The following is a 10,819-nucleotide window of genomic DNA, read 5'->3' on the forward strand; positions in this document are numbered from 1 at the left end:
CTTGCCCGGCCGGCCGGCCGGGCCTATAGCGCGCGGCATGACTGCCGAGCCCTTTCGTTCGCAGCTCGCGGCGCTGGAGCAGCGCGGCAGGCTTCGTCGTCTCAGCCCCAATGCCGGGCGGGACTTCGCCTCCAACGATTATCTGGGGCTGGCCGGCGATCCGATCATCGCGCAGGCGGTGGCGGATGCGGTCGCGCGCGGCGTGCCGCTGGGGTCTGGCGGATCGCGGCTGCTGCGCGGCAATGCGCCCGAGCATGAGGGACTGGAGGCGAAGGCCGCCGATTTCTTCCGCACTCAGGCGGCGCTGTTCGTCGCGAACGGCTTCTTCGGCAATCTCTGTCTCTTTTCCGCCCTGCCCCAGCGCGGCGACCTGATCGTCGCGGACGAACTGGTCCATGCGAGCGTCCATGACGGCATCCGCATGAGCAAGGCGACCGCCGTATTCGCCCGGCATAACGACGTGCAGAGCTTTGCCGACCTCATTGCCGCTTTTCGCGCCGAAGGCGGCAAGGGCCGCGTTTGGATCGCGGTCGAGACGCTCTATTCGATGGACGGGGACAAGGCGCCGCTCGCCGAGCTGGCCCGGATCGCCGCCACGCACGAGGCGATGCTGATCCTGGACGAGGCGCACGGGACGGGCGTGTTCGGCCCGGCCGGGCGCGGGCTGTCGCATGGGCTGGACGGGCGGCACAACGTCATCACGCTCCATACCTGCGGCAAGGCGATGGGGGCGGAAGGCGCGCTGATCTGCGGGCCGCAAATCCATATCGATTACCTCGTCAACCGCGCCCGCCCGTTCATCTATTCGACCGCGCCATCGCCGCTGATGGCGGTGGCGGCATCGGCGGCGCTCGATCGCATCGCTGCGGTGGACGATCGCCGCGACCGGCTCGCCATCCTGCGGCAGGACGCGGCCGAGGCAATCTGCGCGCCGCTCGGCCTGCCGGCGCCGCAAAGCCAGATCGTGCCGCTGATCCTGAAGGAGGATCAGCGCACGATGGCGATCGCCGGCGCGTTGCAGGAGGCGGGGTTCGACGTGCGCGGCATTCGCCCGCCCACGGTGCCGGCGGGCACGAGCCGGCTCCGCATATCGCTGACGCTGAATGTCGGACGGAGCGACGTGGCAGCGCTGGGAGACATGCTGAGGGGGTTGGTGCAATGAGCGTTATCGTCGTCACCGGCACCGATACCGGCATCGGCAAGACGGTGTTCGCCGCCGGGCTCGCCGGAGCGCTGGGCGCCTATTACTGGAAGCCGGTGCAGGCGGGGCTCGAGCCGGAAGGCGACAAGGAGACGGTGGCTGCGCTGTCCGGCCTGCCCGCCGACCATATTCTGCCCGAAGCCTATCGGCTGACTACGCCCGCCTCGCCGCATCTCGCTGCGCGGATCGACGGGGTGACGATCGACCTCGATCGGTTGGCTCTGCCCGATGTCGATGGGCCGCTGGTGGTCGAGGGCGCGGGCGGGCTGCTGGTGCCGCTCACGGAGACCTTGCTGATGGCCGACCTGTTCGCGCATTGGGGCAAGCCGGTAATCCTGTGCGCGCGAACGGCGCTCGGCACGATCAACCACAGCCTGCTGAGCATCGAGGCGATGAAGGCGCGGAACGTGCCGATCGCGGGCATCGCCTTCATCGGCGAACCGCATGACGAGAATGAGCGGATCATCCCGCGCCTCGCCGGCGTGCCCGCGCTCGGACGGCTGCCGCTGCTCGATCCGCTCGACGCGGCTGCGCTGCGCGCGGCCTTCGCCGCCCATATCAACCTGCGTCAGATTTCGACCAACGACATGGACAAGCCTGTTTAACAGGCGTTCAAGTCCCGTTCAGCGGGCCGGCGCAGGCATGGCCCACGGATAAGAACAAGGGACGCATCCATGAAGACTTTGCTGCTGGGCGCCGCCCTCGGCGCGCTCACCCTGGCCGCGAACGCGGCGCACGCCGATCAGGCTTCCGCGCCTGCGGCCAAGCCGACTTACGGCACCTACGGCTTCGACACGGCCGGAATGGACAAGTCGGTTCCGCCAGGCGACGATTTCTACGATCATGCCAATGGGACATGGGCGAAAAACACGCCAATCCCGGCGGATCGCTCCAACTATGGCGCTTTCTCGGTTCTGGAGGAGCTGTCGCAGAACCGCACGCGCGGCATATTGGAAGCGGCGCAAGGCGATCCGGCCAGCAAGATCGGCAATGCCTATGCCAGCTACATGGACAAGGCAGCGGTCGAGGCGAAGGGACTTGCCCCGATCAAGCCATGGCTGGCCGAGATCGCGGCGGTGAACGACCGCGCCGCCTATGCGCGCGTTGCCGCGAAGGCGGCGGCATCAGGCGTGCGCGGGCCGTTCCGCTTCACCGTGGGGCAGGACGACAAGGATCCCGACACCTATATCCTGTCGATGAGTCAGGGGGGCCTCGGCCTTCCCGACCGCGACTATTATCTCGATCCGTCGGACAAGATGGCGGCGATCCGCGCAGCCTATGTCGCGCATCTCGAAAAGATGCTGACGCTGGCGGGCGAAAGCGACGCGAAGGCGCGCGCCGCTGCGCTCATGGCATTCGAAACCGAGATCGCCAAGGTTCACTGGACCCAGGTGGACAGCCGCGACGCCGACAAGACCTATAACAAGATGACGCTGGCGGCGTTGCAGCAGGCCGCGCCAGGCTTCGACTTCGCTGCCTTCTACGCCGCCAACGGGTTGACGCCCGCCGAACTGCTGGTGGCGCAGCCCAGCGCCATCAGCGGCGAAGCGGCGCTGATCGCCAAGGCGCCGATCCAGGTGCTGAAGGACGGACTGCTGCTGTCCAGCCTGCATGCCTATGCCGACTATCTGCCCGACAGCATCGCGAACGCGGACTTTGCCTTTTATGGAACGACCCTGTCGGGGACGCCCGAGCGCGAAGAGCGATGGAAGCGGGCCGTCACTTTCCTCAGCGATTCGCTGGGCGAGGAAGTCGGCAAGGCCTATGTCGCGCAATATTTCCCGCCCGAGACCAAGGCGGCGATGGATCAGCTGGTGAAGAACGTCATCGCCGCGATGGGCCGGCGTATCGACGGCCTCCCCTGGATGAGCGCGCCGGCCAAGGCGCGGGCGCACAAGAAGCTGGCGGCCTTTACCCCCAAGATCGGCTATCCCGACAAGTGGCGCGATTATACCGGCCTTGAGATCAAGCGCGACGACCTGCTCGGCAACGCGATGCGCGCCAAGCGGTTCGACTTCGCCTATACCATCGGCAAGCTCGGCAAGCCCATCTATCGCTGGGAATGGGGCATGACCCCGATGGAAATCAACGCCTACGCCAATTTCGGCATGGTGGAGATCGTCTTCCCGGCCGCCATCCTGCAGCCCCCCTTCTTCGATCCGCACGCCGACCCGGCCGTCAATTATGGCGGCATCGGCGCGGTGATCGGCCATGAACTCAGCCATCATTTCGACGATCAAGGCGCGAAATATGACGAGACCGGCAAGCTCAACCAATGGTGGAGCGACCGGGACGTCGCCAATTTCAAGGGCCTGACCGACAGGCTGGTCCAGCAATATGACGCCTACGCGCCCTTCCCCGGCGCGCATGTGAAGGGGGCGTTCACGCTGGGCGAGAATATCGGCGATCTGGCTGGCCTCGCTGTCGCGCTCGATGCCTATCATGCCTCGCTGGGCGGCAAGGCAGCGCCGGTGATCGACGGGACGACCGGCGACGAGCGTTTCTTCCTGGGCTGGGCGCAGGTGTGGCGGCGCAATTATCGCGAGGCCAATCTGCGCCAGCGGCTGGTGACCGATCCCCATGCGCCGTCGCAATATCGCGCCGACATCGTGCGGAATTTCGACGCCTGGTATGGCGCGTTCAAACCCGCGCCGGGCGGCAAAATCTATCTGGCGCCCAAGGATCGAGTCAAAATCTGGTGATTCCTGGCGTGGGCGGGGCAGGCATGATGCGCTGCCTCGCCCAGCCGAGCCAGAGGCGCGATCGGCCGTCGCCCGCTGTCCTTTTACCCTTCGAAATGCTCTTTTCGTCCCGTTCAGCCTTCTCATCCCGCATCCAAAGCCACAGCTTGGACGTCAGAAGACTGTCACAGTCGAGAGGAGAAGAACATTGATGGGTCGTTCCAATTTCCACATTCTGAAGGCCGGCATCGCGTCGGCCGCCCTGTTCGCCGCCTATCCGGCGCTCGCACAGAGTGATGCGGCGGCGCCTGCGGCTCCGGCTGCCCCCGCGGCACCGGCTAGCGCTGCGGCTCCGGCCACGCCCGCCAATTTCAGCGATGCGGACATCAAGCAGTTCGCCGCCGCTGCGGTCGAGGTAACGAAGATCCAGCAGGATGCGTCGATCTCCGCCGCCGACAAGCAGCCCAAGATGCTCGCGGCAGTGCAGGCATCGGGCTTGCCGCCCGAAAAGTTCAACCAGATCGGCCAGGCGGCCGCTGCCGACCCGGCGCTCCAGCAGCGCATCCAGGCTGCTGCGCCCGCCGCCCCCGCGCAGCCCGCTACGCCGGCCGCACCGGCGGAACCCGCAGCACCCGCGCAGCCGGCTCAGCCGCCGCAATAAGCGCGGCATAACAATCGATTTCGGGAGGCGGCCAGCCTTGGCCGCCTTTCTTTTGGGTGCAATGCTTCAATCGGGCCGGATTGGACGCTAAGGCGAGGCCATGTCTTCACCCGTCTGGCACCCTTTCACCCAGCATGGCCTCAACGAGCCTATCCCCCATATCGTTCGCGCCGAGGGCGCGCTGCTGCATCTTGCCGATGGCCGAACCTTAATCGACGCCATATCGAGCTGGTGGGTGACGACCCACGGCCATTGCGAGCCGCGCATCGCCGCCGCCATCGCCCGCCAAGCGGCGCGGCTCGACCAGCTGATCTTCGCCGGCTACACCCACGGCCCCGCCGAGGAGGTCGCGCAGGGCCTGATCGACATTGCCCCGCGCGGGCCGGGCCAGCCCTCGCTCACGCATGTCTTCTATTCCGACAGCGGATCGACCGCGGTCGAGGTCGCGCTGAAGATGGCGCTCGGTTACTGGCATAATCTGGGCCTGCCCCAGCGGCACCGCATCCTGGTGCTGGAGCACAGCTATCATGGCGACACGATCGGCGCGATGTCGGTGGGTGAGCGCGGTGTTTACAATGCGGCGTGGCAGCCGCTGCTGTTCGACGTCGGCACCATCCCCTTCCCCACGCCCGGCCGGGAGCAGGCATGTCTCGAAGCGCTGGAGGCCGCCTGCGCGCAGCAGCCCGCCGCCTTCATCGTCGAACCGCTTATCTTGGGCGCGGGCGGGATGCTGACCTATTCGCCTAACATATTGCGCGAAATGGCGGCGATCTGTCGGCGGCACGACGTCCTGTTCATCGCCGACGAGGTGATGACCGGCTGGGGCCGCACGGGCACGCTCTTTGCCTGCGAGCAGGCCGGGATAGCGCCTGACATCATGGCGGTGGCCAAGGGGATTACCGGCGGGGCGATCCCACTCGCCGCGACGCTCGCCACCGCGCCGATCTTCGACGCCCATTATTCGACCGACAGGGCCAAGCTCTTCTACCATTCGTCGAGCTACACCGCCAACGCCATCGCCTGCGCGGCGGCGGCCGCCAATCTCGCCATCTGGCGCGAGGAGGATGTGCTGGGCCGGATTGCCACGCTGGCGGAGGGCATGGCGGTCCGGCTGGAGCGGCTGGCGCGCCATCCCGCCTTCGCCAACCCGCGCCAAGTGGGCGCGATCGCGGCGATCGACCTGATCGCGGCGGACGCGGGCTATCTGTCCGATCTCGCGCCCCGGCTGCGCGCCTTTTTCCTGGAGCGCGGCCTCTTGCTGCGGCCATTGGGCAACACCATCTACCTGATGCCGCCCTATTGCCTTGATGCAGATCAGCTCGACCGGTTGTTTATGGCCATCGAACGGGCCGGCGACGCCTTTGGCCGCAACGCCTGACTTTCATTTTGCACCATTTGGCGCTATGGCGGCGCGATTTTACGCTTTTCCGGGATATTATGGCGAAAGAAGAACTGCTTGAGATGCGCGGACAGGTTGTGGAGCTTCTCCCCAACGCCATGTTCCGCGTCCGGTTGGAAAATGACCACGAAATTCTCGGCCACACGGCCGGCAAGATGCGAAAGAACCGCATTCGTGTGCTGGTGGGGGACGAGGTGCTTGTCGAACTGACCCCTTACGACCTGACCAAGGGTCGGATCACCTACCGTTTCAAATAAGCCGCGCGACACGATGCGGCTCATCCTGGCTTCAGCTTCCCCCAGACGGCTCGACCTTCTGGGACAGATCGGCGTCGTGCCCGACGCGGTGGACCCGGCTGACATCGACGAGACCCCGCGCAAGGGCGAACTACCCGCCGATTACGCGGCAAGGGTCGCAGCGGAGAAGGGCGCGCGGGTGGCCGAGCGCCATCCCGGCGCGCTGGTTCTGTCAGGCGACACGGTGGTCGCGGCAGGCCGGCGAATACTACCCAAGGCGGAAAGCGAGGAGGAAGCGCGCGCCTGCCTGACTTTGCTTTCAGGCCGTCGTCACCGGGTGCTGAGCGCCATCACCCTGATCGACGCGGACGGGCGCGCGCGCCATCGTCTGTCGGTCAATATCGTCACCTTCAAGCGGCTCGATAGGGCCGAGGTCGACGCCTATATCGCCAGCGACGAATGGCGCGGCAAGGCGGGCGGCTATGCCATTCAGGGGCGCGCCGCCGGCCTGATCCGCGCCATCCAGGGCAGCCACAGCGCGATCATGGGACTGCCTCTCTACGAAACCCGCGCGCTGCTGAAGGCAGCGGACTACCTACAGGATTGAAAGCGCTTGGCTGAATGGCTTTATGAAGAAGGGATCGGCGAGGCCCGCGCCGCGCTGATCGAGCATGGCAAGCTGGTCGAGGCGCAGATCGAGCGCGAGGGCGATGCGGCGCGTACCGGCGCGGTCGCGCAGGGTCGGCTGATCGCCACGCTGATCCCGAAGAAGCGCGGCGTCGTGCGCCTGATCTCGGGCGAAGAGGTGCTGCTGGAGCCGATCCCGCCGCGCCTGTCCGAGGGCGCGAATGTGCTGGTCGAGATCCTGCGCGAAGCGATCCCCGAGGAAGGCCGCGACAAGCGCGCCAAGGCGCGCGTCGCGCCGCCGGGCGTGAAGCCCCACCCAGGCCCCAGTCTTCTCCAGCGCATCCGCGCCACCGGCGTGCCGGTGATACCGTGCCCCGCGCACGAGGAGGACCGGCTGGAAGCCCAGGGCTGGAGCGAGCTCATGGAGCAGGCGGCGAGCGGCGAGGTCGGCACCGAAGCTGCCGCGCTGCGGCTCTTCGCGACGCCCGCGATGTTCCTGATCGACGTCGACGGATCGCTGCCCCCGGCGCAGCTTGGCCCCAAGGGCGCCAAGCTCGCCGCGCAGACCATCCGGCGGATGGGGATCAGCGGCTCGATCGGCATCGATCTGCCCACCATGAACAACAAGGACGAGCGGATGATCGCGGCGGCGCAGATCGACAAATATCTGCCGCTCCCCTTCGAACGCACGGCGGTCAACGGTTTCGGTTTCCTCCAGATCATCCGTCGCCGCGAACGTGCGAACCTGATGGAAATCATGCGCGAGGACGCGGTGCTGACCGCCACGCTGGCGCTGTTGCGGCGGGCCGAGCGGCACGGCAATGGCGGCGCGGCCACGATCAGTGCAGCGCCCGCGATCATCGATCTGCTGCATCGGCGCGCCGATTGGATCGAGCAGCTCGCGCGGCGGCGCGGCGGCGCAGTGACCTTGCGCGCCGATCCCACGCTCGCCATATCGGGCGGGCATGTCGCCTAAATCCCCCCCTTGCCCCATGTGCGGCCAGCCCGCGCAAACCGGCGCACGCCCCTTTTGCAGCCCCGCCTGCCGCGACCGCGACCTGCTGCAATGGCTGGGCGAAGGCTATCGCGTACCCGGCCCATCGGCGGGCGATTTGCTGCAAAAAAATGGCGACGAAGGGCTGGACAGCCAAGCGGATTGACGCCTATAGGCACGCCTCCATCGGCGCCCCCCGCCGCGAGGATCCCCGTGCCCGGGTAGCTCAGTTGGTAGAGCATGCGACTGAAAATCGCAGTGTCGGCGGTTCGACTCCGTCCCCGGGCACCATCGCTTCCATCCGCGAACGGCCTTAGCTGTGTCGGCGAAATCCCAGACATCTGGGCTGGTCGTACGCGCAAATGAAAGCGCCTTTCGGCTCATTATTCCCCTGCGTGTCGGCTAATGGTTAGGCAAGCCAAGTCGGGGCCCCAGACGGAGCCTGGACAAGGGCAGGCTTGCGGTTTCGGTCGCATCAATCAGGAGCCGGATGTTCGGCAGCGTTATTGCCTTAAGCGTATTTGCCAATGATGCCCTTCGTTTTTGGCGCGGTTGCGATTTGCGACATTAGGATCGAACATCGAAACATGATAACGAGATTCCGATCTGCGCGGCATATGGGACCGCCGGTGCCGGAGGATTGTCCGTTACGATGAAGACCATAGGCTTGGTGGAACTGGCAAAGATAGCCGGCGTCCACGTGTCGACGGTCTCGCGCGCGCTCGATGACAATCCGCGGGTTTCGGCAAAGACGAAGGCGCGCATCAGAGCCCTTGCAGAAGAACATGGTTTTCGACTGAACCAGACTGCCAGCTTTTTCCGCAAGCGCCGGACCGGGGCCGTGGGCGTGGTTTTCCCCTTGGGTCATGAAGTGCAGCAAAACCTGTCCGACCCTTTTTTCATGGGGCTTCTCGGCCCTCTGGCCGATGCGCTGGCGGAGCAAGGCTATGACCTGCTGTTGTCCAGGGTCGTGCCGGGCGACGCGGACTGGCTGAGGAATATGGCGCTGTCGGGTCGCGTCGATGGTATCATCCTGGTCGGACAATCGGACCAGACCGACGTCATAGAGGCCGTGGCGAAGCAGTTCGCACCGCTGGTCATCTGGGGCGCGCATCGTCCGGACCTGGTTCAGGTCACCGTCGGCACCGACAATCTGAAGGGCGGGGAAATGGCGGCGAGGCACCTTATCGCCATCGGCCGGCGTAGACTTGCGTTTCTGGGCGATCCGGCGGTTCCGGAATTCGCCGACCGCTATGCCGGCTTCCATAGCGCCATCAATCACACGCCCGAGGTCGAGGAAATCCTGTTGCCGCTGCACCTGACGGACCAGGACGCCTATGCGGACATGGCGCGCTATCTGGAGAGCCATGCGTCGCCAGACGGCATCTTTGCCGCGTCCGACGTGATCGCCATGAGCGCGATGCGCGCTGTTGCGGACCAGGGGCTGCGTGTCCCGCAGGATGTGTCGATCATCGGCTATGACGACATCAGTATTTCGGCGCACACTGTCCCGCCGCTCACCACCGTCCGCCAGGACATGCGCCATGGCGCCAGATTGCTGGTCGACCTGCTCATGCACCGCATGGCGGGCGAGACGGTTGCCTCGGTCGCGATGACGCCTGAACTCATCCTGCGCGGGACGGCCTAGGTCACGTCGTACTTGCCGGTCGCGCCACGGCTTCCCCTGCCCGCACGCGCAGGGTCGCCAGCCCGGCCATCAGCATCATCGCGCCCGCCAGCACAAGGACGTTACGGGGATCGCCGCCCAGAAGCGGCCGGTAGATGATCGGCATCACCAGCGTTTCGATCATCATCGGAACCACGATGAACATGTTGAAGATGCCCATATAGACGCCGGTTCTTTCGGGCGGAACGGCGCCCGCCAGCATGACATAGGGATTGCCCATGAGGCTCGCCCAGCCGATGCCGATGCCGATCATCGCCGGAACGAGGCCAGCCTTGCCAGTGACCACCGAAAGCGACAGCATGGCGAGGCCAGCCATCAACATCGCCCCGGCATGGACCGGCTTCGCGCCGATGCGCCGGACGAGCGGCATCATCGCAAAGGCAGCGAGAAAGGCGACGAAATTATAGAGCGCGCCCGCCTGCCCGGTAAGCAGGACAGCCTGCCGGAACGACGCGCTGCCCGCATCGGCCGTGGCAAACAGGGAACGGCCGAGGGCAAAGGCGATATATTGCCAATAAGCGAACATCGCAAACCACTGGAACAGCATCGCCACCGCCAGTTGTCGCATGGGGCGCGGCATGTTTCGGAGCGCCTCGATGAAGTCGCCCAGCGCGGCCTTGGCGGTCAACCTTTCCATCGTCATGCGTTGCCGGTCTTCCGCCCCCAGGGGCAATTCCGGAACGCGCAGAACCGAATAGAGGATGGTCGAAATCGACAGGATCGCACCGATCAGGAAGGCGATGCGCGTTATCTCCGGAATACCGTTGGCGTCTATGAGATCGGCGCTGACCCCTGCCTGGACGAGCAGAGTCGGGGCCAGATAGGCCAGGGTCTGCGCCAGGCCGGTAAAAGCAGACTGGGTGAGAAAGCCGGCGCCTTGCTGGCGTGGATCGAGACGATCACTGACATAGGCGCGATAAGGCTCCATCGCGACATTGTTGGCTGCGTCCAGAATCCAGAGCAGCGATGCGGCGATCCACAGCGCGGGACTGTGGGGCATGGCGAAGAGACACAGGCTGCATAGGACCGCGCCGATCAGGAAATAGGGGGTGCGCCGTCCCCAACGGCTGGTCGTGCGATCGCTAAGAGCGCCGATGAGCGGCTGCACCACCAGGCCGGTGACCGGCCCCGCCAGCCAGAGAAGCGGCATCGATGCCTCATCGGCGCCGAGGAAGCTGTAGATCGGGCTCATATTCGCCTGTTGCAGCCCAAAGGAGAATTGGAGGCCGAAGAATCCCAGATTCATTTCGGCAATCCGAACAGCGCTCAGATGTGGCTTTGTACGATATGGCACGGTTCATCACCTCTCACACAAATCGCCGGAGTCGAATTG

The 10,819-nt window shown here is 65.6% G+C and carries 11 protein-coding genes, 1 tRNA gene and 1 pseudogene; 12 read left to right on the forward strand and 1 reads right to left on the reverse strand.

The window, feature by feature from the left end; genetic code table 11:
- Nucleotides 1–37: 37 nt before the first annotated feature.
- From ACETPF_RS13725 to ACETPF_RS13780, 12 genes and pseudogenes are all read left to right on the forward strand, one after another.
- Complete coding sequence (locus ACETPF_RS13725) at nucleotides 38–1,162, forward strand: 8-amino-7-oxononanoate synthase (RefSeq protein ID WP_373935079.1); 1,125 nt, start codon at nucleotides 38–40, stop codon at nucleotides 1,160–1,162.
- On the forward strand, nucleotides 1,159–1,806 hold the full coding sequence (gene bioD, locus ACETPF_RS13730) for a dethiobiotin synthase (protein ID WP_373935080.1): 648 nt from the start codon (nucleotides 1,159–1,161) through the stop codon (nucleotides 1,804–1,806). The genes ACETPF_RS13725 and bioD overlap by 4 nt, the downstream gene beginning before the upstream one ends.
- Before the next feature lie 69 nt (nucleotides 1,807–1,875).
- Entirely contained in the window at nucleotides 1,876–3,903 is a 2,028-nt protein-coding gene (locus ACETPF_RS13735) for a M13 family metallopeptidase (RefSeq protein ID WP_373935081.1), read from the forward strand.
- A gap of 190 nt (nucleotides 3,904–4,093) precedes the next feature.
- Nucleotides 4,094–4,543 (forward strand): DUF4168 domain-containing protein, encoded by a 450-nt coding sequence (locus ACETPF_RS13740; RefSeq protein ID WP_373935082.1) that lies wholly within the window; start codon nucleotides 4,094–4,096, stop codon nucleotides 4,541–4,543.
- Between the two features lie 100 nt (nucleotides 4,544–4,643).
- Nucleotides 4,644–5,921: an adenosylmethionine--8-amino-7-oxononanoate transaminase gene (locus tag ACETPF_RS13745; RefSeq protein WP_373935083.1), complete on the forward strand. Its 1,278-nt coding sequence runs from the start codon at nucleotides 4,644–4,646 to the stop codon at nucleotides 5,919–5,921.
- Between the two features lie 59 nt (nucleotides 5,922–5,980).
- Nucleotides 5,981–6,199: a translation initiation factor IF-1 gene (infA, locus tag ACETPF_RS13750; RefSeq protein WP_003049127.1), complete on the forward strand. Its 219-nt coding sequence runs from the start codon at nucleotides 5,981–5,983 to the stop codon at nucleotides 6,197–6,199.
- Nucleotides 6,200–6,212: 13 nt separating this feature from the next.
- Nucleotides 6,213–6,785, forward strand: a complete 573-nt coding sequence (locus ACETPF_RS13755) for a Maf family protein (RefSeq protein ID WP_373935084.1) — start codon at nucleotides 6,213–6,215, stop codon at nucleotides 6,783–6,785.
- 6 nt (nucleotides 6,786–6,791) lie between these two features.
- Complete coding sequence (locus tag ACETPF_RS13760) at nucleotides 6,792–7,781, forward strand: ribonuclease (protein ID WP_373935085.1); 990 nt, start codon at nucleotides 6,792–6,794, stop codon at nucleotides 7,779–7,781.
- Nucleotides 7,771–7,965, forward strand: a complete 195-nt coding sequence (locus tag ACETPF_RS13765) for a DNA gyrase inhibitor YacG (RefSeq protein ID WP_373935086.1) — start codon at nucleotides 7,771–7,773, stop codon at nucleotides 7,963–7,965. Before ACETPF_RS13760 ends, ACETPF_RS13765 begins: the two co-directional genes overlap by 11 nt.
- Before the next feature lie 49 nt (nucleotides 7,966–8,014).
- Nucleotides 8,015–8,090, forward strand: a tRNA-Phe gene (locus ACETPF_RS13770).
- 361 nt (nucleotides 8,091–8,451) lie between these two features.
- Nucleotides 8,452–8,538: pseudogene (locus tag ACETPF_RS13775) on the forward strand (hypothetical protein); the annotation flags it as partial.
- Nucleotides 8,539–8,595: 57 nt separating this feature from the next.
- Nucleotides 8,596–9,447 (forward strand): substrate-binding domain-containing protein, encoded by an 852-nt coding sequence (locus tag ACETPF_RS13780; protein ID WP_373935290.1) that lies wholly within the window; start codon nucleotides 8,596–8,598, stop codon nucleotides 9,445–9,447.
- A 1-nt stretch (nucleotide 9,448) separates the two neighbouring features.
- On the opposite strand, the gene ACETPF_RS13785 is transcribed toward ACETPF_RS13780, so the two are convergent.
- A complete protein-coding gene (locus ACETPF_RS13785) occupies nucleotides 9,449–10,732 on the reverse strand; it encodes an MFS transporter (protein ID WP_373935088.1) in 1,284 nt (427 codons plus the stop codon).
- Nucleotides 10,733–10,819 lie beyond the last annotated feature (87 nt).

The sequence above is a fragment of the Sphingobium agrisoli genome (assembly GCF_041877245.1).
Classification (GTDB): Bacteria; Pseudomonadota; Alphaproteobacteria; order Sphingomonadales; family Sphingomonadaceae; genus Sphingobium.

Coding starts and splice junctions, on each gene's coding strand:
- ACETPF_RS13725 (WP_373935079.1), top strand. CDS start 38: ATGACTGCCGAGCCCTTTCGTTCGCAGCTCGCGGCGCTGGAGCAGCGC.
- bioD (WP_373935080.1), top strand. CDS start 1,159: ATGAGCGTTATCGTCGTCACCGGCACCGATACCGGCATCGGCAAGACG.
- ACETPF_RS13735 (WP_373935081.1), top strand. CDS start 1,876: ATGAAGACTTTGCTGCTGGGCGCCGCCCTCGGCGCGCTCACCCTGGCC.
- ACETPF_RS13740 (WP_373935082.1), top strand. CDS start 4,094: ATGGGTCGTTCCAATTTCCACATTCTGAAGGCCGGCATCGCGTCGGCC.
- ACETPF_RS13745 (WP_373935083.1), top strand. CDS start 4,644: ATGTCTTCACCCGTCTGGCACCCTTTCACCCAGCATGGCCTCAACGAG.
- infA (WP_003049127.1), top strand. CDS start 5,981: ATGGCGAAAGAAGAACTGCTTGAGATGCGCGGACAGGTTGTGGAGCTT.
- ACETPF_RS13755 (WP_373935084.1), top strand. CDS start 6,213: ATGCGGCTCATCCTGGCTTCAGCTTCCCCCAGACGGCTCGACCTTCTG.
- ACETPF_RS13765 (WP_373935086.1), top strand. CDS start 7,771: ATGTCGCCTAAATCCCCCCCTTGCCCCATGTGCGGCCAGCCCGCGCAA.
- ACETPF_RS13785 (WP_373935088.1), bottom strand. CDS start 10,732: ATGAATCTGGGATTCTTCGGCCTCCAATTCTCCTTTGGGCTGCAACAG.